The 23,236-nt window shown below is 39.7% G+C and carries 22 protein-coding genes; 13 read left to right on the top strand and 9 right to left on the bottom strand.

All coding sequences use genetic code 11. From position 1 onward, the window contains the following. The first annotated feature begins 8 nt into the window (after window positions 1–8). From HMPREF2732_RS03525 to HMPREF2732_RS03515, 3 genes are read left to right on the top strand one after another with little or no spacing between them, the layout of a single operon-like run. A complete protein-coding gene (locus tag HMPREF2732_RS03525) occupies window positions 9–905 on the top strand; it encodes an ABC transporter permease subunit (protein ID WP_070591186.1) in 897 nt (298 codons plus the stop codon). 8 nt (window positions 906–913) lie between these two features. After that, window positions 914–1,897: a dipeptide ABC transporter ATP-binding protein gene (gene dppD, locus HMPREF2732_RS03520; protein ID WP_070591182.1), complete on the top strand. Its 984-nt coding sequence runs from the start codon at window positions 914–916 to the stop codon at window positions 1,895–1,897. Next, window positions 1,890–2,873, top strand: coding sequence for a peptide ABC transporter ATP-binding protein (locus HMPREF2732_RS03515; RefSeq protein WP_049384063.1), 984 nt, complete (start codon window positions 1,890–1,892; stop codon window positions 2,871–2,873). The genes dppD and HMPREF2732_RS03515 overlap by 8 nt, the downstream gene beginning before the upstream one ends. A 40-nt stretch (window positions 2,874–2,913) precedes the next feature. On the opposite strand, the gene HMPREF2732_RS03510 is transcribed toward HMPREF2732_RS03515, so the two are convergent. The 4 genes from HMPREF2732_RS03510 to udk are packed head-to-tail and all read right to left on the bottom strand — an operon-like array spanning window position 2,914 to window position 6,517. Then, the gene (locus HMPREF2732_RS03510) at window positions 2,914–4,092 is read right to left on the bottom strand and encodes a sugar transporter (protein ID WP_070591179.1); all 1,179 of its coding nucleotides are present in this window, start codon (window positions 4,090–4,092) and stop codon (window positions 2,914–2,916) included. After that, window positions 4,092–5,282, bottom strand: coding sequence for an AsmA-like C-terminal region-containing protein (locus HMPREF2732_RS03505; RefSeq protein ID WP_070591176.1), 1,191 nt, complete (start codon window positions 5,280–5,282; stop codon window positions 4,092–4,094). Before HMPREF2732_RS03505 ends, HMPREF2732_RS03510 begins: the two co-directional genes overlap by 1 nt. A 3-nt stretch (window positions 5,283–5,285) precedes the next feature. Continuing rightward, complete coding sequence (dcd, locus tag HMPREF2732_RS03500) at window positions 5,286–5,867, bottom strand: dCTP deaminase (RefSeq protein WP_049370185.1); 582 nt, start codon at window positions 5,865–5,867, stop codon at window positions 5,286–5,288. A gap of 8 nt (window positions 5,868–5,875) precedes the next feature. Continuing rightward, a complete protein-coding gene (gene udk, locus HMPREF2732_RS03495; protein WP_070591173.1) occupies window positions 5,876–6,517 on the bottom strand; it encodes a uridine kinase in 642 nt (213 codons plus the stop codon). A gap of 186 nt (window positions 6,518–6,703) precedes the next feature. On the opposite strand from udk, the gene HMPREF2732_RS03490 reads away from it, so the two are divergent. The 9 genes from HMPREF2732_RS03490 to HMPREF2732_RS03450 all read left to right on the top strand — a co-directional run bounded on the left by HMPREF2732_RS03490 (window position 6,704) and on the right by HMPREF2732_RS03450 (window position 16,694). Continuing rightward, the gene (locus HMPREF2732_RS03490) at window positions 6,704–7,744 is read left to right on the top strand and encodes an ABC transporter substrate-binding protein (RefSeq protein ID WP_005697792.1); all 1,041 of its coding nucleotides are present in this window, start codon (window positions 6,704–6,706) and stop codon (window positions 7,742–7,744) included. Between the two features lie 137 nt (window positions 7,745–7,881). Beyond that, window positions 7,882–8,919, top strand: coding sequence for an ABC transporter substrate-binding protein (locus tag HMPREF2732_RS03485; protein ID WP_005696379.1), 1,038 nt, complete (start codon window positions 7,882–7,884; stop codon window positions 8,917–8,919). A gap of 66 nt (window positions 8,920–8,985) precedes the next feature. Then, complete coding sequence (locus HMPREF2732_RS03480; protein ID WP_070591171.1) at window positions 8,986–11,043, top strand: ABC transporter permease; 2,058 nt, start codon at window positions 8,986–8,988, stop codon at window positions 11,041–11,043. 24 nt (window positions 11,044–11,067) lie between these two features. Further along, the gene (gene fbpC, locus HMPREF2732_RS03475; RefSeq protein WP_005697795.1) at window positions 11,068–12,120 is read left to right on the top strand and encodes a ferric ABC transporter ATP-binding protein; all 1,053 of its coding nucleotides are present in this window, start codon (window positions 11,068–11,070) and stop codon (window positions 12,118–12,120) included. Between the two features lie 146 nt (window positions 12,121–12,266). Further along, window positions 12,267–14,222 carry a site-specific recombinase gene (locus HMPREF2732_RS03470; RefSeq protein ID WP_070591169.1) on the top strand — a complete coding sequence of 652 codons (1,956 nt, stop codon included), beginning with the start codon at window positions 12,267–12,269 and terminating at the stop codon, window positions 14,220–14,222. A gap of 114 nt (window positions 14,223–14,336) precedes the next feature. After that, complete coding sequence (locus tag HMPREF2732_RS03465; protein WP_005697769.1) at window positions 14,337–15,266, top strand: LysR family transcriptional regulator; 930 nt, start codon at window positions 14,337–14,339, stop codon at window positions 15,264–15,266. A 9-nt stretch (window positions 15,267–15,275) separates the two neighbouring features. After that, window positions 15,276–16,001, top strand: a complete 726-nt coding sequence (gene azlC, locus HMPREF2732_RS03460; RefSeq protein ID WP_049362213.1) for an azaleucine resistance protein AzlC — start codon at window positions 15,276–15,278, stop codon at window positions 15,999–16,001. After that, window positions 15,998–16,327 (top strand): branched-chain amino acid transporter permease, encoded by a 330-nt coding sequence (locus tag HMPREF2732_RS03455; protein ID WP_014065151.1) that lies wholly within the window; start codon window positions 15,998–16,000, stop codon window positions 16,325–16,327. Before azlC ends, HMPREF2732_RS03455 begins: the two co-directional genes overlap by 4 nt. 121 nt (window positions 16,328–16,448) lie before the next feature. Next, window positions 16,449–16,694 (top strand): YgjV family protein, encoded by a 246-nt coding sequence (locus tag HMPREF2732_RS03450; RefSeq protein WP_049384779.1) that lies wholly within the window; start codon window positions 16,449–16,451, stop codon window positions 16,692–16,694. A gap of 21 nt (window positions 16,695–16,715) precedes the next feature. On the opposite strand, the gene HMPREF2732_RS03445 is transcribed toward HMPREF2732_RS03450, so the two are convergent. The 4 genes from HMPREF2732_RS03445 to guaB all read right to left on the bottom strand — a co-directional run bounded on the left by HMPREF2732_RS03445 (window position 16,716) and on the right by guaB (window position 21,155). Then, on the bottom strand, window positions 16,716–17,648 hold the full coding sequence (locus HMPREF2732_RS03445) for an AEC family transporter (protein WP_049384780.1): 933 nt from the start codon (window positions 17,646–17,648) through the stop codon (window positions 16,716–16,718). Between the two features lie 76 nt (window positions 17,649–17,724). Beyond that, complete coding sequence (gene guaA / locus HMPREF2732_RS03440) at window positions 17,725–19,284, bottom strand: glutamine-hydrolyzing GMP synthase (protein ID WP_049384781.1); 1,560 nt, start codon at window positions 19,282–19,284, stop codon at window positions 17,725–17,727. 13 nt (window positions 19,285–19,297) lie between these two features. Further along, entirely contained in the window at window positions 19,298–19,627 is a 330-nt protein-coding gene (locus tag HMPREF2732_RS03435; protein WP_049365428.1) for a hypothetical protein, read from the bottom strand. 64 nt (window positions 19,628–19,691) lie between these two features. Next, window positions 19,692–21,155, bottom strand: a complete 1,464-nt coding sequence (gene guaB, locus HMPREF2732_RS03430) for an IMP dehydrogenase (protein WP_049384782.1) — start codon at window positions 21,153–21,155, stop codon at window positions 19,692–19,694. 133 nt (window positions 21,156–21,288) lie between these two features. Here guaB and birA point away from each other — a divergent pair, with 133 nt between their 5' ends. Beyond that, window positions 21,289–22,203, top strand: coding sequence for a bifunctional biotin--[acetyl-CoA-carboxylase] ligase/biotin operon repressor BirA (gene birA, locus HMPREF2732_RS03425; RefSeq protein ID WP_049384783.1), 915 nt, complete (start codon window positions 21,289–21,291; stop codon window positions 22,201–22,203). A gap of 42 nt (window positions 22,204–22,245) precedes the next feature. On the opposite strand, the gene HMPREF2732_RS03420 is transcribed toward birA, so the two are convergent. Next, window positions 22,246–23,067: a DUF5718 family protein gene (locus HMPREF2732_RS03420; RefSeq protein ID WP_070591166.1), complete on the bottom strand. Its 822-nt coding sequence runs from the start codon at window positions 23,065–23,067 to the stop codon at window positions 22,246–22,248. Window positions 23,068–23,236: the final 169 nt, after the last annotated feature.

The following is a 23,236-nucleotide window of genomic DNA, read 5'->3' as shown; positions in this document are numbered from 1 at the left end:
CCTTATTAATGACGGAACAAACTTTATCTATTGAAACGATTGCGCCTCGCACACCGTTGCAGGAGTTTTGGTTTTATTTCAAACAAAATAAAGGGGCGGTGATTGGGATCACTTTTATTCTTGTCGTCGCATTAATCAGTATTTTTGCCCCTTGGATTGCACCTTTTGATCCTATCGAACAAAATCGTTCAGCGCTATTGTTACCGCCTGCGTGGTATGAAGGCGGCAATTCAGCTTATTTACTGGGTACGGATGACATTGGTCGAGATATTCTTTCTCGCATTATTTATGGTACGCGGATTTCTGTTTTTGCAGGTTTCATTATTGTCATTTTATCTTGCATTTTAGGAACGAGTCTTGGCTTGCTCGCAGGCTATTATGGTGGAGCATTAGATACATTAATTGTTCGTTTCATTGACATCATGTTGGCTATCCCAAACTTGCTTTTAACCATTGTGGTGGTGTCAATTTTAGAGCCCTCTTTAACGAATGCGACGTTGGCGATTGCTGTGGTATCCATTCCAAGTTATGTGCGTTTAACACGTGCGGCGGTATTGAATGAGAAAAACAGAGATTATGTTACCTCTTCACGAGTGGCGGGAGCAAGCGTATTACGTTTAATGTTTATTGTGATTTTACCGAATTGCCTTGCGCCTCTCATCGTACAAATGACGATGGGGATTTCTAATGCGATTTTAGAATTAGCGACTTTAGGTTTCTTAGGTATCGGCGCAAAACCACCAACACCAGAATTGGGTACTATGTTATCTGAATCACGTAGCTTTATGCAGGCGGCAAACTGGTTGGTTACCATTCCAGGTTTAGTTATTTTATCGCTTGTTTTAGCATTTAACTTAATGGGCGATGGGTTGCGTGATGCACTCGATCCAAAATTAAAACAATAGGGGGCAGAATGGCATTATTAGATGTAAAAGAGCTGTCTGTTCACTTTGGTGATGAAAAAGCACCTTTTAAAGCGGTGGATCGTATTAGCTATCAAGTTAATCAAGGTGAAGTATTAGGTATTGTTGGCGAGTCTGGCTCGGGGAAATCTGTGAGTTCCCTTGCAGTGATGGGGTTGATTGATTTTCCAGGGCGTGTTTCAGCGAAAGGCCTAGAATTTGAAGGAAAAGATCTTTTAAGCTTACCGGCAAAAGAAAAGCGGGAATTAGTTGGGGCTGATATAGCTATGATCTTCCAAGACCCAATGACAAGCTTAAATCCTGCTTATACAGTAGGTTTCCAAATTATGGAAGCCATTAAAGCGCATCAAGGCGGTAGCAAAAAAGAACGCCGTGAGCGCACCTTAGAGCTATTACGCCTAGTCGGGATACCTGATCCTGAATCACGTATTGATGTTTATCCGCATCAGCTTTCTGGCGGAATGAGCCAGCGCGTTATGATTGCTATGGCGATAGCTTGTAAACCGAGATTGCTGATTGCAGATGAGCCAACCACCGCATTGGATGTGACTATTCAAGCACAAATTGTAGATTTGCTGCTTGAGTTACAGCAAAAAGAATGTATGTCGTTGATTCTTATCACGCATGATCTCGCGTTAGTCGCAGAAGCCGCACATCGTATTATTGTGATGTATGCAGGACAAGTGGTCGAAGAAGGACGAGCAGAAGATATTTTCCGTGAGCCAAAACATCCTTACACCCAAGCGTTATTACGTTCTTTACCAGAGTTTGCAGAAGGTAAATCTCGTTTGCAATCTTTACCCGGTGTGGTGCCAGGTAAATACGATCGCCCACAAGGCTGTTTATTAAATCCACGCTGTCCGTATGCGACTGATCTTTGTCGAAGTGTGGAACCTGAATTACGTCACGTAGGAAATCGACAAGTTAAATGTCACACCCCATTAAATGCCCAAGGAGAACCTAGCAATGACTGATGTCGCACAAGAAAATGCACCATTGCTCAATGCCATTGGGCTGAAAAAATATTATCCTGTGAAAAAAGGGATGTTTGCGAAAACACAGCAAGTTAAGGCATTAGATGGTGTGTCTTTTTCCTTAGAACGAGGCAAAACCCTTGCCGTAGTCGGTGAGTCAGGTTGTGGTAAATCAACACTAGGTCGTCTTTTGACGATGATAGAAGAACCGACAGAAGGTGAGTTGTATTACAACGGGAAAAATTTCTTAGAGAATGATCACGAAACGAAAGCATTGCGCCGTCAGAAAATCCAAATCGTGTTTCAAAACCCTTATGCTTCACTGAATCCGCGTAAGAAAATTGGCACAATTTTGGAAGAACCTTTAGTCATTAATACCAATCTATCGGCAAAAGAGCGTAAAGAAAAAGTATTGGCCATGATGGCAAAAGTGGGATTGCGTGCAGAGTTTTATAATCGATATCCACATATGTTTTCGGGTGGACAGCGTCAACGTATCGCAATTGCTCGTGGTTTAATGCTTGAACCTGACGTGGTTGTGGCGGATGAACCCGTTTCTGCGTTAGACGTGTCCGTTCGTGCGCAAGTGCTGAATTTGATGATGGATTTGCAAGCTGAGCTTGGTTTATCTTATGTGTTTATTTCCCATGATCTTTCGGTGGTTGAACACATTGCAGATGAGGTGATGGTGATGTATTTAGGTCGCTGTGTTGAAATGGGTACAAAAGAGCAGATCTTTAAAAACCCACAACATCCTTATACGCAAGCATTACTTTCGGCTACGCCAAGATTATCGCCTGAATTACGTCGTCAGCGGATTAAATTAAAGGGCGAATTACCTAGCCCGATTAATCCACCAAAAGGTTGTGCATTTAATCCGCGTTGTTGGAAAGCGACTGATAAATGTCGAAATGAGCAACCGAAATTGGAAAAATATCCTGATGGTAAGCTAATCGCTTGTTTCCATCTCGATTAGAAAAGAAAATGACCGCACTTGAGTAAGTGCGGTCATTTTTTTAGACGTTTTGAGAACGATAGCGAAAGTTGAAGAAGACAAAGATGCCGAGTGCAATCATCGCTAATGCTGCGCCCGTAAAGCCAATATATTCAAGACCAATATGGCGAGCGATTTGGTTACCAAACAGTGCGCCGGCACCAATACCCGCATTGAAAATACCTGAATAAATGGCACTTGCTACGTCTGTTGCATCTGGTGCAAGTTGCAGTACACGCATTTGTAATGCCAGTCCGATACAAGAAATGCCAATACCCCAAATAAAAGCAAGGGTAAACATGGTGGCGGTATAAGTTGCAGAAACAAGCATAAATGCTAAAGAGACTGCCAATAAAATCATTGCCGTACTGATAAATTGGGTTGGACCAAAGCGGTATAAGCGGTTAAAGATCACACTTGCGGTAATGCCAGAAACCCCAAATACCAACAAAATTATTGTCGCAAGATTTGGATCTAGTTCGCCGATTTGAACCATAAAGGGTTCAATGTAGGTATAAGCGGTAAAGTGTGCTGAAACAATGATTACCGTTGTGGCATAAAGTCCAATAAGTAATGGACGTTTTGCTAAAATCGGCAGACTAGATAACGAGCCTGCATTTTTACTTGGTAGGTTTGGTAATAAACGCATAATAAATACCATCACAACCAAAGCTAATGCTGCAATGATTGCGAAAGTAATACGCCAACCAACTAATTGACCGACTAAACGGCCTAATGGTAAGCCTAAAATAGTCGCAAGGGATGTACCGATAGCGAGCATACCAATTGCTTGTGTTTTCTTATTCTTCGGTGCCACACGCATCACTAATGATGCGGTAATTGCCCAGAAGAGTGAATGCGCTACCGCAATACACATACGAGCAATGAGAAGAATCCAATAATTCCACGCAATGACCGAGATAATATGGCCGATGATAAAAATAACGAAAAGTTTCAGCAATAAGCCTTTACGTTCCATATCACCTGTCGCGAGCATGGCGGGTAAAGACATAATCATAACCGTCCAAGCATAAACGGTCATCATTAAACCTACATCGGAGCTTTGCATATCAAAACTTTGTCCGATGTCAGTGAGTAACGCAACTGGCACAAATTCCGTGGTGTTAAAAATAAAAGCGGCGCAAGCCATGATGACTACGCGCCAATATTGGGTTCTTTCTGCTTTCTGATAAAATGACATTATTTTAATTTCTCTTTAATTAATTCTTTCAATTGATGACGAAAGTTTTGGTCAATATTCACCTTATACTGTGGTGAGTAGCAACTATCGAAAAAGCGAATAGGCAATGCCAGCTTTTTGTATTTTTCGTTAGTGGATTTTAAGGTTAAATTGACGTCGCATTGTACATTATCTAAATCAATGGCTCCAGCACCTTCAGCTAAAAGTGCGGTTGTTTTTAAGTTTATTTTATCGACTTTAAGCAAATGATTTTCGAATGAAAGGCTTGATTCAAAACGCTCATAAGGCGTGTTCATATTTCTACTCGCGGTTAAATCACTGTTGTAATTAATCGGTAAATACTGTGCCGCCATATCTAGTAGATTAAGTCCTAAAAGTTCACCATCACGTGCATTAAAATCAAATTTCCCTTGGGCTAATTCTGAATTTGCAAAAGCTAATTGAACATTAAAATCACTTGTGCCCGTCATGGTTTGAGGAAAATTAAGTAACGCTAACAACTGTGTTAACGGAAAATTTTTACCAGAAAAATTGACCGCACTTTTTTGCAGATAGCTACTAAATTTGAGTACGGCAAGACAATTCGTGGTACATGTTGGTCGAATGTAACCAATGGCAAGTTTCTGTGGCTTAGTTAAATCAGCATGAATTTCAATATAGCCTAATTTTTGCTGATTTAATTGCACGTCATCAAATTGAATAAGTGATTCACCTTCCTGACGAAGGGCGATATTTCCTTTGTTAAAAAGAAAATCAAAGGTTGCGGTGTTGCCATAAATAGGTTTTTCAAGGTTCACCCAAATATGGTTGCTACCATTAAAAGTAAGATCTTTTTTTAAAAATTGTTTGAGTGAAAAATCTGAAAATACCATGCGGATATTGGCTGAATTCAATGCATTTTCGGTAAAGCGAGCTTGCTGGATTTGAATTTCGTCAATCGTTGGATTCCCAAAAACGAGTGAAATAAAAGGTAATTTTCCTTCAATTTTTTGTGCAGAAATCGCGTGATATTTAACCTTTTCTAAGGAAATAACAGGCTGTGGAAAGAGGCTAATACTTACCGTTTCAAGTTGAATATCTCGTTTCGTCAGTTGTTCGGTCAAAAGACTTTTAGCTTGTTGAAGTTGAACATAAAAAAAAGCAAAGATCGCAAACAGCACGATCAACAGGCTAATTGCGATCTTTTTCATAGATTAATCCTCATTAATTCGGCTCGCTACCGCATTTTGTTGATGTTTGTATTTCGCATCTTTTCGGCTTATATACGGGCGTGCAGCAGGGCCACTTAACACTTCAAAACTTAAAGCACCAATTACCATATTAGGACGTAATGCTAAAGGTAATTTGCCGGAGTTGTAGAATTCCAACACAATTTTGCCTTCCCAACCTGGATCAATACGATGAGCGGTCACGTGAACCATTAAACCTAAACGAGCAAGTGAAGAACGACCATCTAGCCAACCGATAATATTGGCAGGGAGTTTCACTGACTCCAATGTGGTTGCTAACGCCAACATACCAGGGTGTAAGAAGAAGGCTTCATCATCACCGATAATAATTTCGTCACTCATCACTGATTCAAGTTGAGCAGAGACTTCTTCTTTCGGTCCACTTAAATCAATATAAGGCGCGGAATGTTCACGAAATACGCGAAATGAATTGCCTAAACGCACATCAATGGTCGCACCATTGATTTTGTCATTTTCAGGACGAGGCGTTAAAGAAATAATGCCATCATCTAGATAGCGTTCGATATCGGTATCGCAAAGACGCATGATTTTTCCTATTTTTGGTTTAACAAATGAAGAATTTGAGCTTTTAACATATTGATCGCAATACGGTTTTTACCACCACGAGGAATCACGATATCCGCATATTGTTTTGATGGTTCGATAAATTGCATGAACATTGGGCGCACAGTTGCACGATATTGATCAATGACAGATTGTAGTGAACGACCACGTTCTTCCATATCACGTTGTAAACGACGGATAAAACAAATGTCTAATGGTGTATCCACGAAGACTGAAATATCGGCTAATTGGCGAACTCGCTCATCAGTAAGCAATAAGATCCCTTCTAAAATCACAATTTTTTTCGGCGTGAAGTGTTTGGTTTCACCTGTTCTGGTGTGTTCAACATAACTATAGACCGGAATATCCACGGCAGTTCCGTTTTTTAACTCTTTCAAGTGTTGAATAAGTAAATCTCTGTCCATTGAATTCGGGTGGTCGTAGTTCATTTTCACACGTTCACTCATTTCCAAATGACTTTGATCTTTGTAGTAGCTGTCTTCTGCAATGATGCCAATTTCTTGGCAACCTAATTCATTACAAAGTTCTTTGTGAACGGTAGATGCAATGGAGCTTTTCCCTGAAGCGGATGCCCCCGTGATAGCAATGATGATACAAGATGAGTTTGACATAAAACGTCCTCAAAAAACGGAAGGTAAAAATTAGTGGGATTATAAAGAAAAATCAGTTTAAATTCACCTTTCTTTTTTATTTAAATTTTTTAAATTTGTGAAGTAGTTCACGGAATTTTTTTTCGTTTGCGCTTACGATGTGCTCGTTTTTATTATTTCATCAGTGTTATTTATGAGGAGTGTACGATGAAAATGAATAAAATTTCTCTCTCCATTTCAACCGCACTTTTAGCTGCAGGCTTCATGACATCATCAGCCGTTAATGCTCAAGGGCGTTTAGTGGTGTATTGTAGTGCGACCAATATTCTTTGTGAAACGACAACGAAAGCCTTTGGCGAAAAATATGATGTGAAAACCTCATTTATTCGCAACGGTTCAGGCAGTACTTTTGCAAAAGTTGAAGCAGAAAAAAATAATCCACAAGCAGACGTTTGGTTTGGTGGTACATTCGACCCTCAAGCACAAGCGGCAGAATTAGGTTTAATCGAACCTTATAAATCTAAACACATTGATGAAATTGTTGAACGTTTCCGTGATCCAGCGAAAACCAAAGGACATTATGTATCCGCTATTTACATGGGTATCTTAGGTTTTGGTGTGAATACCGAGCGTTTAGCGAAATTAGGTATTAAAGAAGTACCAAAATGCTGGAAAGATTTAACGGATCCTCGTTTAAAAGGCGAAGTGCAAATTGCTGACCCACAAAGTGCTGGTACAGCATACACTGCGTTGGCTACTTTCGTTCAACTTTGGGGCGAAGAAAAAGCCTTTGATTTCTTAAAAGCATTACATCCAAACGTATCTCAATACACCAAATCAGGTGTCACTCCGTCTCGTAATGCGGCACGTGGTGAAACTGCGGTAGGTATCGGTTTCTTACACGATTACGCACTTGAAAAACGTCAAGGTGCGCCGTTGGAATTAGTGGTGCCTTGTGAAGGTACTGGTTACGAGTTAGGTGGCGTAAGTATCTTAAAAGGTGCGCGTAACATTGATAACGCAAAATTATTCGTGGATTGGGCATTATCTAAAGAAGGTCAAGAGTTAGCGTGGAAACAAGGCGATTCTTTACAAATCTTAACCAACACCACAGCGGAACAATCGCCAACTGCGTTTGATCCAAATAAACTGAACCTCATCAATTATGACTTTGAAAAATACGGTGCAACTGAACAACGCAAAGCCTTAATTGAAAAATGGGTTCAAGACGTTAAATTAGCGAAATAATGTTTAAAGTGCGGTTGAAAAACATGAGATTTTTTGACCGCACTTTTACCATTTTAGCCCCACTAGATAGATTTTTACGTGGGTTTCTACGATGAGCGTATTAGCTCATCTTATTTTATAAACACAGGAGTGGACCAATGAAAATGTCTAACGTTGCTTTAGCACTTTCTGGTGTTGTATTTGGTGGCGTGTTGCTAAGCTCTCACGCATCTGCTGCAGAAGGTCGTTTAGTGGTTTATTGTAGTGCACAAAATACGATGTGCGAGCAAGAAACCATGGCTTTTGAGAAAAAATACGGAATCAAAACTAGTTTTATCCGTGGTGGTACAGGCACAATTTTAGCCAAAATTGATGCTGAGAAAGACAACCCTCAAGGGGATGTGTGGTATGGCGGTACGCTTGATCCGCATTCTCAAGCGGGTGAAATGGGCTTACTTGAAGCGTATAAGTCACCAAATCTTGCACAAATTCCTGAACAGTTTAGAGACCCAGCTAAAATTAAAGGCAACTATTCCTCCGCGATTTATCTCGGTGTATTAGGCTTCGGTATTAACCCAGAACGTTTGAAAAAACTCAATTTGCCGACACCAAAATGTTGGAAAGATCTAGCCGATCCTGCGTACCGTAATGAGATCCAAGCAGCTGATCCACAAAGTTCTGGAACAGGTTATACACAATTAGCCACCTATATCCAACTTTGGGGCGAGGATGAAGCATTCAAATATCTCAAAGAACTCAATAAAAACGTTTCCCAATATACCAAATCCGGTAACACCGCAACCCGTAATACAGCGCGTGGTGAAACCGCAATCGGAATTGGTTTTTTACATGAATATTCTTTAGAGAAAGCAAAAGGCGCACCAGTTGAATTAGTTGTTCCTTGCGAAGGTACAGGCTATGAAATTGGTGGCGTGAGCATTATTAAAGGTGCAAGAAACCTTGAAAATGCAAAATTATTTGTGGATTGGGCGTTATCAAAAGAAGCTCAAGAGTTAACCTGGAAAAAAGGGGAAGCGTATTCTATTTTAACCAATAGCACTGCTGAGCAATCGCCTTATGCGCTCGATTTTAAATCCATCAATTTAATTAATTATGATTTTGACAAATACGGCTCAAGTGATTTACGTAAACGTTTGATCACAAAATGGGTTGATGATGTTAAATTAGCAAAATAATGATGTATACATAGCGAAATAATAGCTATTATATTATTTCGCTTTTTTTCTTTTATGCGAGGTTGTATGAACGCAAATAAACTTCCTATTATCCAATCAGCGAACTTTTGGATAATTCTTGCAGTGATTGCATTTCTTCTTCTGCCTTCCCACGCTTTAGATTATGGCTTGTTTGAAAGCACAAGCGATGAATACCTAGGTGCAATGGGGTGGTCTTCATTAAATATTACGGCATTATGGTTTTTACCGGTTCTTTTATACGGATTGATGCCACTTCTTAAATTGCCTAAGGATACACAAGCGAAAGCAGAGCTATATCTTATTGCAGCAGCGACATTATTTATCTTTGTCAGTGCAACAATTTGTAAAGTCAGCATGGGTTATTCAGTGATTGTATTAATCGCCAGTTTAACCGCATTAGCAACATTTTCCTTCGCAAAATTAAAAGTGATGCAAGGGGATAAATTTATTATCGCCTCTTTACTTTGCATTATCTTATTAATTTTCTTCTTCATCGTTTACCCGACATTGGCCATCTTTGTTTCAATGTTCTATGACGGTGATACTTTTGCACCACAACAAGTGATGCGAATTTTGACTCAAAGCTACATTGTACGTGTGATTAGTAACTCGCTATTCTTATCAGGCTTTGTAGGTATCGTATCAACGATTTTCGGTTTAGCATTTGCACTTTATACCACCCGTATTGCACGTAGAACGGCATTCATTGGTAAAATTTTCTCTATTTTACCTATCGTAACTCCACCATTCGTTGTGGGTTTAGGGGTAACATTGATGCTTGGTCGTTCTGGTTATGTGACTGAGTTCTTAGCTTCAACATTTGGATTTGAGAACCACAACTGGTTATACGGTTTTAACGGGATTGCCATTGCGCAGATTCTTGCATTTGCACCGATTTCATTCATGATTTTAGATGGAGCATTAAAATCGGTTCATCCATCAATTGAAGAAGCCTCTTACACCTTGCGTGCAAATCGTTACCAAACTTTCTTCAATATCATCTTCCCATTATTACGTCCAGCATTGGCAAACTCATTTTTAATCGTGTTTATCCAATCCTTAGCGGACTTTAGTAACCCGTTAGTATTAGGCGGTAGCTTTGACGTCATCGCGACACAAATCTACTTCTATATCGCAGGCTCACAATTAGATTATGCTTCAGCAAGTACCTTAGGTTCGATGCTTTTAATCTTCTCATTAGCCGTATTTATCATCCAATATATTTGGATTGGTAACCGTTCTTATGTAACCGTTTCAGGTAAATCCTATCGCGGTGACGTACAAGATTTACCAACCGGCTTAAAATATACCATCATCGGTATGCTTGGTTTCTGGGTACTCTTTAACTTAGCGTTATACGGCAGTATTTTCTACGGTAGTTTCACCGTAAACTGGGGTGTGGATTACACCTTAACCTTGAGAAACTATGCGATGTTATTCGGCCAAGGTTTAAGCGATGGGGCATGGCCATCATTGATTAATACCTTAATCTATGCAGGAATTGCCGCACCATTGACCGCACTTTTCGGTTTATTAATTGCCTATATTGTGGTGCGTAAAGATTTCCAAGGTAAAAAATCCCTTGAGTTCTTAACTATGCTTTGTTTTGCGGTACCAGGAACCGTTGCAGGGGTATCTTATATTTTAGCCTTTAACAATGCGCCACTTTACATTACAGGTACAAGCATTATCGTGATCATTTCAATGGTGATGCGTGATTTACCAATCGGTATGCGTGCAGCCATCGCAGGTCTTGGTCAATTAGATAAATCACTCGATGAAGCGTCTCTTTCTTTAAAAGGTAGCTCATGGAAAACATTATGGTTTATCGTTTTACCATTGTTAAAACCAGCGTTACTTTCAGCCTTGGTCACCAGCTTCGTTCGTGCGATGACTACCGTGAGTGCGATTATCTTCTTAGTCACCGCTGATACACGTGTGGCAACAGCCTATATTTTAAACCGTGTAGAAGATGGTGAATATGGTGTTGCTATCGCATACGGTTCAATTTTAATCATCGTGATGATGGCCATTATTTTATTCTTTGACTGGATTGTGGGTGATACCCGAATTTCCCGTTCTAAAGCGAAAAAAATGAATTAACTCGTTAAGTTGTAGGTAAATATTATGAGTAATAATGATTTCTTAGTATTAAAAAATATCACCAAATCTTTTGGTAAATCCACAGTCATTGATAATTTAGATTTAACCATTAAACGTGGCACCATGGTGACCTTATTAGGGCCATCTGGTTGTGGTAAAACCACGGTGTTACGTTTAGTGGCAGGCTTAGAAAACCCAACTTCAGGTCAGATTTTTATCGATGGTGAAGATGTAACCAAATCATCTATTCAAAATCGTGATATTTGTATCGTATTCCAATCTTATGCGTTATTCCCACACATGAGTATCGGTGATAACGTTGGCTATGGTTTACGTATGCAAGGAGTGGGTAAAGAAGAGCGTGCTAAACGTGTAAAAGAAGCGTTAGAATTGGTTGACTTAGCGGGTTTTGAAGATCGTTTTGTGGATCAAATTTCGGGTGGTCAACAACAACGTGTGGCATTAGCACGTGCGTTAGTGTTAAAACCAAAAGTATTACTTTTTGATGAACCATTAAGTAACTTGGATGCAAACTTACGTCGTTCTATGCGTGAAAAAATCCGTGAATTACAACAAAGTTTAGGTATTACCTCACTTTATGTGACTCATGACCAAACCGAAGCATTTGCGGTATCCGATGAAGTTATTGTGATGAATAAAGGTAAAATCATGCAAAAAGCGCCAGCAAAAGAGCTTTATTTGCGTCCAAATTCTTTATTCCTTGCAAACTTCATGGGCGAATCAAGCATCTTTGAAGGTAAATTAGAAAATGGCACCATTGACGTGAATGGCTACAAATTACCATTAAGTAATGCGGCGCAATTTAATTTACCGGATGGTGAATGCTTAGTGGGCGTTCGTCCTGAAGCGATTTACTTAAAAGCAGAAGGCGAGGCAGCACAACAATGTGAAATCAAGAGTGCAGTCTATATGGGTAACCACTGGGAAGTGGTGGCAATTTGGGCAGGCAAAGAATTGCTCATTAACACCAAACCAGAAGACTTCAATGCTGATCTCAAACAAGCTTATGTGAATTTCTCTGAACAAGGTATTTTCTTGCTGAAGAAAGAGAAATAATATCAATTTAAAGGCGTATGGAAGCATACGCCTTTTCTTTTAAAATCCTTTCAAAATTGACCGCACTTTTCCGCTCATTTTTACTTTATCCAACAGAGCTGTATAATGTCTCGCTTTTGAATATAAACGATATAAGGGGAAAGCTCATGATTAAAACCGATACCTTACCGCAATTTTTGCGTAACAAAGTGACGGAAAACGATGCTTTTGGTCTCGTAGAGGGCTTGTGCCAATTATTACGTAGCAGCCCCACAGAAAAAATTTCTCCGACCTTGCATTTATTTAAGTTTATCTTAAAGAACGATAAAGAATTAGGCTATTCTGTTTCGAAATTATTATGCGGTTGGTTATGTGGTTTACGCCTTTATCCGTTGTTTATTAGTAGTGGGATTCTTACGCGTGGCGGTTTTGGGCAAGAAATGAAAACGCGTATTTATGAGCGTTTTAACCCGTCTTTTAAAGATATTAATGATTTACGTGATATTTTTTATTTATTGTTTAGCGATAAAAATGATGCCCGCTGGATTGATGCCGTCCCATTAAAAACATGGCGAGGCGTATTTGGTGTTTTAACCCGTTATACAGAACAAAAAGATCGTGAACGGTTAAAAAATCATATTGAAAGTGAAGGGCTATTTGCCATTGAAATGCTTTCAATTTGGATTGCGGCTGAAGATATGGATCCTGAGTTGATGCGAATGGAGCCCTCTCTGTTGAATGCGGATTCACCTTTTGTGGCATTGCATCATGAAGTGGTTGATTGGGTAGAGGCGCGTCGCCAATCAACGGCTTTTGATGATAGCCATTTACAGGTAATGTTTGATCAATGTAAGGCATTGATTATTGGCTTACAGAAACGTGGGGCAGTAGTGGGATCGTCCTTAAATACGGCGTATTTATTGGAACGTCTTTCCCAGACTTTAGAACGATTAGAAACCTTGATGGCGATTTTTGTTTCAAATCGCTATTTACCGCGTCGAATCTTATTATTAACCGGTTGTTTTGCCCGTGCGGCAGCGGAACGTCATAGTATTTCTCGACTATGGAAACAAAGCTCAGGATTAATGGCTCGTAGTGTTACGCAGAATGCCGGCGATCATGGTGAGCATTACATTACGAGAGATAAAAAAGAGTATTGGGCAATGTTTTATTCTGCAGCGGGCGGTGGAGTGTTAATTGCACTAATGGCGTTATTTAAAACCTATCTAGGTAGCATCATTGATGACAAAGTCTGGAAAGGGATTGCAGAAGGTTTAAATTACGGCTTAGGTTTCATGGTGATCTTTATGCTGCATTTCACGGTGGCAACCAAACAGCCAGCCATGACAGCCGCTCGCTTTGCTGAAGCAGTTGAAAAAACGCCTCAAGGTAAAACCGTCAATATGAAATTAGCCCAATTATTAGTGGATGTATTTCGTTCTCAAAGTATTGCTGTGCTAGGTAATGTGCTCATTGCGATGGGATTAGCCGCATTGATTGCGTTTGGTTACCAATATAAAACAGGTGAACCATTGATGAATGCTGATCAAATCGCGTATCAATTACATAGTATTGATCCTTTTGCGGGAACCTTATGGTTTGCCGCCATTGCGGGGGTATGGTTATTCTGTTCAGGGATTATTTCGGGCTATTTTGATAACCGTAGCAATTATTTGAATATGCGTATGCGTTTAACTCAGCATCCGTTATTGAAAAAACTAATGTCTGAGAAGACTCGCGTTAAATTTGCTAATTATATGCATGAGAATTATGGCTCGCTAATTGGTAACCTTTGCTTTGGTATGCTGCTTGGGATTACCGGTGTGGTGGGGTACTTAACGCATCTTCCGTTAGATATTCGTCATGTGGCATTTTCATCTGCAAATGTGGGCTATATTGCCGTGAGCGGACATTTTACCTATTCATTGCTTTTACAATGCATTGCTTTTGTATTGTTGATTGGTTTAGTGAATTTAATTGTCAGTTTTTCATTAACGCTTTGGGTTGCATTGCGTTCTTTGAATGCGGAAATTGATAGCTGGTGGCCAATTTGGCATGAAGTTTGCCAAATTGTGAAAAAACGACCATTGAGCTTATTTCTTCCTGTTCAATTAGATAAATAATCGACTTAAGTGCGGTCAAAAATATCAACGTTTTTGACCGCACTTTCTTTTCGCACAATTTAATTTGCGTTATCATGTTGCTCATCTAATGCGATAACTTTATGAATTATTCTAATGAAACCAACATTTCTTGAACTTCGTCACCTAAGAACCTTGCTTGCTTTGAAGGAAACAGGCAGCGTTTCGATGGCGGCAAAACGTGTTTATTTAACACAATCGGCACTTTCTCATCAAATTAAGTTAATGGAAGAGCAATTCGGCTTACCTTTGTTTGAGCGTAAAAGTAATCCATTGCGTTTTACCGCAGCTGGCGATCGTTTGATTCGTCTTGCCAATGAAATTCTTCCGAAAGTGGTAGATGCAGAACGTGAACTTGCACGTGTAAAACACGGTGATGCAGGGCAGTTGCGAATTGCAGTGGAGTGTCATACCTGTTTCGACTGGTTAATGCCTGCGATGGATGAATTTCGTCAGCATTGGAGCTTGGTAGAATTGGATATTGTGTCTGGTTTCCACACTGATCCGGTTGGATTGTTATTATCTCATCGTGCAGATTGGGCTATCGTGTCTGAAGTTGAACAAAATGATGATGTTTTATTTAAGCCGTTATTTTCTTATGAAATGGTGGGAATCTGTTCTAAAGATCATCCATTAGCCAATAAAGAGGTTTGGCAGGCGGAAGATTTCGCTGAAGAAACTTGGGTAACCTATCCTGTTCCTGATGATATGTTAGATTTATATCGTCAAGTGTTGAAACCAAAAGGTATTAATCCGCCACGTCGTACAACGGAGCTAACGATCGCCTTGATCCAATTAGTAGCGAGTCGTCGAGGCATTGCTACCGTACCTTATTGGGCGGCATTACCTTATTTAGAAAAAGGGTATGTGGTGGCGCGTAAAATTACAGAAGAAGGGTTGTACAGTAATCTCTATGCCGCGATTCGTAAAGAAGATGCTAATTTAGCTTATATCGAAGATTTCCATCAAACAGTAAAAGCACAAAGTTTTTCGACCTTACCTGGTTTGTCTGTTTTAGAGTTGTAGTAGGTCAATATGTCAGAAGTAGTGACAGAAAATCCCATCAAAGCCGCAGCAAAAGCGGCATTTCCTTACAGCATGCCAATGCTTGCCGGCTTTTTATTTTTAGGCATAGCATACGGCATTTACATGAAAGCACTTGGATTCGGTGTTTGGTTCCCCGTTGCAATGGCAGCACTCATTTATGCGGGCTCCGTGGAATTTATTGCAGCCGCCGCCTTAGTTATGCCTTTTTCGCCTTTAAGTGTTGCGTTGGTTACGCTGATGGTAAGTGGTCGCCAAATTTTTTATGGCATTTCCATGTTAGAAAAATATGGTGCTCAACTCGGAAAAAAACGTTGGTATTTAATTAGTACCCTAGTCGATGAAAGTTTTTCCCTTAACTATATGGCGAAGATTCCCGATCATTTAGATAAAGGCTGGTATATGTTCTTTGTCAGTTTTTATCTCCATCTTTATTGGGTTGTAGGAGCGGGATTAGGTAATCTATTTGGTTCAATCATTCCTTTTGATTTAAAAGGGGTAGAGTTTGGTATGACTGCACTTTTCCTGGTGATTTTTGCTGAAAACTGGCTTAAAGAGAAATCTCATGAAAGCTCATTATTAGGTTTAGGTGTGGCTTTTGCATCGCTATTAATTGTTGGGAAAGAGCATTTTTTAGTGCCAACACTCATTAGTATTTGGATTCTATTAACCGTAAGACGACCGAAACTTTCATCTAAATTGGAGGCACTAAAATGACATTGATGGAACAAATTATCACCATTGTGATTTGTATTGTGTGCGTACAATTTACTCGATTATTGCCATTCTGGATCTTTCCCGCCAATCGCCCGATTCCAGACTATATTCGTTACCTTGGCAAAGTATTGCCTGCGGCGATGTTTGGGATGTTAGTGGTGTATTGCTATAAAAATGTGGATGTATTGAGTGGTTATCACGGTTTGCCCGATTTCATTGCAGGTGCTTTGGTATTGGGGTTACATTTCTGGAAAAAGAACATGTTTCTTTCTATCTCGGCAGGCACAATTTTTTATATGTTTTTAGTGCAAAAAGTCTTTATCTAAGCGAATGTTGAGCGAAATAAAAATTTCTTGATATTGCAATCGGTTGCCTTTATTTCGCCTCTTTTCCTCGATTCCAAAATCTTTTATGATGCCGCCTCAATCATTGTTGACGGAGAGATTTATGGAATTTAATTTCATCGAATTATTAGGCTATTTGGCAACATTCTTTGTGGCTGTGTCTTTTTTATTTAAATCGATTGTTCACTTGAGAGTTGTTAATGCAATTGGAGCGGTACTTTTTGTCATTTACAGTTTGATCATCAAATCTTATCCAGTTGCGCTTCTAAACGCATTCTTAGTTTTCGTTAACTTATATCAACTTTATCGTTTGAAAAAAGAGCAGCCGGCATCAAAAGTGCTTAAATAATTGACCGCACTTTTCCACGATTTACCCCCATATTTGATATAACGCAATCACCAGTGGCATAGTAAACATACAAAGCAGCGTCGTTACACCATAGATGGCGCTGGCTTTCTGTGGATTGTTGTTATAAATCACCGCCATTTGTGTGACAGTTGAAGCTGATGGGCTCGTGGTTGCTAAAAAGCTAATCAACACAATAATTTCCCCTTTTTCAGCCCAACGTACAAACCCAATCAACTTTATTAATACCAATAATGCAATCGGAATAAGTAACAAGCGCAAAAGTGTGACTAAATAAATGCGTTTGGATGATACGATGCTCCGTAAAGGTATTGCCGCAATCAGCATACCCGCAACAAGCATGGCATTTGGGCCAATAAACAAACCGATGGAAGAGAGTGTGCCATTGATAATACTTGGTAATTTTATTTGAAAAGCAAATAAAAATGCTCCGACGAGAATTGACCAAATATTGATGTTTTTGGCAATCATCTTCAAGGATAAATTTCCTTTTCCTACAATAATCAAACGGCAATGCGTCCAAAATAGAAAGGTTTGCACCACAATAAAACAGCTGGCGTAAATCACCCATTCTTTGCCAAATAACGACATCACAATCGGAATAATTAAATTACCAGAATTGGAATAAATGGAAGTGGCATGTTCAATAGGATCAAGGTTTAATAGGTGCTTTAACAGACTGCCAATAATAATCAGAATAACCTGAAGAAACACCGCCATAAACAGTGAAAGCTGTAAACCTTGTAGAATTTCAGGCGTGTAATCAATTTGAAAGGCTTCAATCATCACTGCAGGACTGATGACATAAAGCCCAATAACGGAAAGCGTCTTGCTATCTTCAGATTTTAATAATTTTGATTTAACCAACCCATAACCAATAAGCACAATAAGTGTCAGTTCAATAATTTTAGTGCCGAGTAAAAATGCAATGTCCATAGTGAATATTGATGAGAGAAATTAGTGCTATGAAAGAAGAAAAGGGCAAATAATTTGCCCTTTAAATTGATTTAGGTTACTCCCATTCGATAGTTGCTGGAGGTTTTCCGCTGATGTCATATACTACGCGAGAAATGCCATTCACTTCGTTGATGATGCGGTTAGACACTTTGCCTAATAAATCATAAGGCAAATGTGCCCAATGTGCGGTCATAAAGTCGATGGTTTCTACTGCACGTAGCGAGATTACCCAGTCATATTTACGGCCATCACCCATTACGCCTACAGATTTCACAGGTAAGAACACGCTGAAGGCTTGACTGGTTTTTTCATACCAACCGCTGTTGCGTAATTCTTCGATAAAGATCGCATCGGCACGGCGCAATAAATCGCAGTATTCTTTTTTCACTTCGCCTAATACACGTACGCCTAAACCCGGGCCAGGGAATGGGTGACGGTTGATCATTTCAGCCGGTAAGCCTAATGCTAAACCGATTTTACGTACTTCATCTTTAAACAATTCACGTAACGGTTCAACTAAGCCTAATTTCATATAATCCGGCAAACCACCTACGTTGTGGTGTGATTTAATTACATGTGCTTTACCGGTTTTGCTAGCTGCAGATTCGATTACGTCAGGATAAATCGTACCTTGTGCCAACCATTTCACGTTAGTGAGTTTTTTCGATTCATCATCGAACACATCCACGAATACTTTACCGATAATTTTACGTTTTGCTTCAGGATCGGATACACCAGCAAGCTCGCCTAAGAAACGGCTTTCTGCATCAACACGGGTAATGTTCAAGCCGAATTTATCGCCAAACATTTCCATAACTTGGTCGCCTTCATGTAAGCGGAGTAAGCCGTTATCCACGAATACGCAGTGTAAGTTTTTGCCGATAGCACGGTGTAAAAGTAATGCAACCACAGAAGAGTCCACACCACCAGATAAACCTAAAATCACTTCATCATCGCCCACTTGCTCTTTAATGCGAACAACGGCATCTTCGATAATGTTTTCTGCTGTCCATTTTGTTTCGCAACCACAAATGTTCACTACGAAATTCATTAATAATTCCAAGCCTTTTTTAGTATGGGTTACTTCAGGGTGGAATTGTACGCCGTAGAAACGACGATTTTCGTCAGACATTGCCGCAATTGGACAGGTCGGCGTCGTACCAGTAACTTGGAAGTTTTCTGGTAAACGCGTTACTTTATCGCCATGGCTCATCCATACATCTAATTTGCTGTCACCATCATTTAAATGAGCGAAAAGTGCGGTCGGATTATCCATTAAAACAGAAGCGTAGCCGAATTCACGATGATCAGAGGTCTCAGTTAAACCGCCAAGTTGCATCGCCATGGTTTGCATACCGTAACAAATACCCAATACAGGCACACCGGCATTAAATACATATTCTGGTGCACGCGGACTGTTTTCTTCAGTGGTACTTTCTGGACCGCCAGAAAGAATGATACCGTCTGGATTAAATTCACGGATTTGTTCTTCAGTCACATCCCACGCCCAAAGTTCGCAGTAAACACCAATTTCACGCACACGACGTGCAATCAGTTGAGTATATTGTGAACCAAAGTCGAGGATCAGAATTTTATGGTTGTGGATGTTTGTCATTTTTTACCTTATGTTAGTTTGACGTGGTCATATTGATGTAGGTTCCACCTTGACCATCGCTGATATATTTAATTTTAAATACTTCAGTTTGATTACAGCCTTTTACTGTCCAAGTTTCATATGCTGAATCAACAGTAGATGTTTTAGGGTTGATTTTTGCATCATTGATCTGAGTATGAATTTGTTTTGGTGTACAATTATGGATTGCTCTAAAAGCCAGATTGATATTACGTTCTGTATCTGATTTTAGTAAAGAACTTGCCGTTGTTTCTCCAGTATAAGTTGGTCCGAAAAGCGCACAACTTGATATGATAAACGGAATGAGTAATGCTAGTTTTTTCATTTTAGTCCTTTTAGTTGCCCAAAATATTTCAAAAGAGCGGTTAAATAAACCGCTCTTTTATCAATTAGCCCATACGATAGTTTGGCGCTTCTTTAGTAATAGTTACATCGTGAACATGGCTTTCTTTAATACCCGCACCACTGATGCGAACAAATTCCGCTTTTGTACGTAATTCTTCGATGGTTGCGCAGCCGGTTAAGCCCATGCAAGAACGTAAGCCACCCATTTGTTGGTGGATGATTTCTTTTAAGTAACCTTTATATGGAATACGGCCTTCGATACCTTCTGGTACGAGTTTGTCTGCCGCGTTATCTGATTGGAAGTAACGGTCTGAAGAGCCTTTCGCCATCGCACCTAATGAACCCATACCACGGTAAGATTTAAATGCACGACCTTGATAAAGTTCGATTTCACCTGGCGCTTCTTCAGTACCCGCGAACATAGAACCAACCATTACACAGCTCGCACCTGCTGCGATAGCTTTTGCAATATCGCCAGAGAAACGGATACCTCCGTCAGCGATAACTGGAATACCACGATCTTTTAATGCTGCAGCGGCATCTGCGATAGCAGTGATTTGTGGAACACCTACACCAGTCACAATACGCGTTGTACAAATAGAACCTGGTCCGATACCTACTTTTACTGCACTTGCACCCGCATCAGCTAAGGCGATAGCGCCTTCAGCCGTTGCTACGTTACCCGCAACGATAGGTAAATTTGGATATTTTGCACGAGTTTCACGAACGCGTTGTAATACGCCTTCTGAGTGACCATGAGAAGAGTCGATTAACAACACATCAACACCGGCTTTCACTAATGCATCAATACGTTCTTCATTACCTGGACCCGCACCTACAGCCGCACCTACGCGTAAACGACCAAATTCATCTTTACATGCATTTGGTTTTTGTTCCGCTTTTTGGAAGTCTTTAACGGTGATCATGCCTTTTAATTTGAAAGCATCATCTACAACAAGCACTTTCTCTACGCGGTTTTTATGCATTAATTCTAAAATTGTTTCACGGCTTGCACCTTCTTTTACGGTGACTAAGTCTTCTTTCTTCGTCATTAATTGTGAAACGGTTTTACTTAAATCTTTTACGAAACGCGTGTCGCGACCAGTGATGATACCAATCAAGTTATTTTCAGCATCGACAACAGGGTAGCCTGCGAAGCCGTTTTTCTTCACCATTTCAGCAAGTGCTGCAAGGGTTAAATCTGGCGAAACAGTGACAGGTTCAGATACGATACCACTTTCAAATTTTTTCACTTTACGAACACGATCCGCTTGGCGTTCGATCGTCATATTTTTGTGAATAAAGCCGATGCCACCTTCTTGTGCTAAAGAGATCGCTAATTTGGTTTCTGTGACAGTATCCATCGCAGCAGAAAGCATAGGAATATTTAAGCGAATTTCTTTGGTGAGTTGAGTTGAGAGGTTGGCTGTGTTCGGAAGAACAGTTGAATGAGCTGGGACGAGTAGAACGTCGTCAAAAGTCAGAGCTTCTTGTTTGATTCTAAGCATGGCAATATCTCGCTGTTAAAAGTTGTGTCAAAAAATATTGCGCCGGGATTATACAGATTTTTCATGTAGTTGAAAATGAATTTTTTCTCTTTTATGGTAAGATTTGCCAAGGTTTTTATAAGAAGGAATGAATATGTCATCGTTATTGGATTGTTTGTCTGATTGCCAACCTAAAGTGCGGTCAGATTTGATGTCGTTTTTAAATATTACGCCAAATGAATTGGCGCAAGAAATGGCATTATTGAGAGAAGTGGGATTGAATATTCGAGAAGAAAATGAGGTTTATCAGCTTGTGCCAGAAATGCCTTTGTTAAATCCGCAAGCAATTTCGACCGTACTTTCACCTTATTCCGTGCATTATCATCGAACCATTTCTTCAACAAATGAATTTATAACGAATCAAATTAACCAATTAAAAAAAGGTGATTTGTGTTTGGCAGAATATCAAACAGCAGGGCGGGGACGTCGTGGTCGCCAATGGCTTTCACCGTTTGCAGGGCAGTTAATTTTTAGTTTTTATTGGACTATTGATCCTAAAAAAGCATTGGATGGATTAAGTTTAGTGATTGGTTTAGCGATTGCCGAAGCGTTAAATGCGAAAGTGAAATGGCCAAATGATGTTTTACTTTTGGGGCGAAAGCTGGGTGGTATCTTGGTAGAGATCATTAATAACAAGAATGGTCTGCTAAACTTAGTAGTTGGTATTGGGATCAATGTAAAATTGCCACAATCAACCGAAATTAGTCAGCCGTATGCGCAGCTAACCGAACAGGATCCAAATATAGATCGTGAGACGATCCTTATTAAAGTGATTCAACGCATTTATTCTCGATTAGCTCAATTTGAAGAAAAGGGCATTGATGAGGAATTCATACAACAATGGATAAACCATAATGAATTTTTTGGTGATGAAGTAAATGTCTTTACCGAACAAGGCGCAATTTCAGGTATAGAGCAGGGAATTGATAAACGCGGTTATTTAAAAGTCATAACTGATGAAGGCGAGCGGTATTTTAATGCCGGAGAAGTTTCTTTAAGAAGGAAGTGAATAAAAAGTGCGGTCAAAATTAACCGCACTTTTATATGTATGCTAAACCACTTTCTGAATAAGTGCTGAAATGTCATCTGCAAATTTTTTATTTTTTGCCATTTTCTCAATTTCCTCAGCAGAATATTTTTCACCGTTATACACGACAACCATACTGAGATCATTAGGTTGCAAGAAATGTGTTTCACCGAACTCAGTATAACGGGTGGCACCAATACTAATAATCGCTTGTTTCGGATAGTTTGCTAGCTCTAATAAAGAGGCAATATGATTCATCGGTCCTTCATCGGGTTGATTGTTCATTCTATCCACGATCCAATCTAATAATTGTTGGTGGAAATAGCTATAACCAATCGCTGGACTGTCAATGCCATAAGTATTGAGTTCGTCATTGCGTTTATGGAAGCAAGCAATACGATATTGATCAATTTCGCTTCCTTTAATAAAGGAAGAAAGTGGAATCAGTTTGGATGAAATACCTTTGCTTGCCTCGCCCCAGTTTTTCTTTTCACAGATTTTTTTCGCATTAGGGCGACGAATAGAGCAATCATTATAGGCTGCAAAATAGCGCGGGATAATTTTCTCAACTTGATTTCCTTTATAGATAAGCTCACAAATAAGTGCAATTTCAGGTTCAATTTGCAGATTATCTGCGCCTTGTGGAAAATTAATTTGATTGTGACTTAAAGGATAGGTAGAAAGAAAGCCCGCTTTTTCACTTGGTACATAAAAAGGGAAAATCGCTTTTGGTTGAATGGCATTTTCTGTTTTTACTTGAGTGAAATCAGCCGCCTCGCCGGCTTGCTCTAAATGACCTGCGAAATTTCCTGCCACACCGAAACCAATCATTTGCTCAAAATTCATAACTACCTCGTTAGAATGCTTACTCTTTGGAGGTAATTTACCTTGAATATTGAACAAAGACAATTCACTTTGATGATTAAATCATCAGACAAGAAAAAAATTGAATTTTTTTGTAAAAAAGCACTTGCAAAGAATTCTGAAATGCCTATAATACGCCCCACACAACGAC

The organism is Haemophilus sp. HMSC061E01, from assembly GCF_001810345.1.
Lineage (GTDB): Bacteria > Pseudomonadota > Gammaproteobacteria > Enterobacterales > Pasteurellaceae > Haemophilus_D.
Note: the sequence above shows the minus strand (reverse complement) of the source record. Positions and strands in the feature narration are given on the sequence as shown.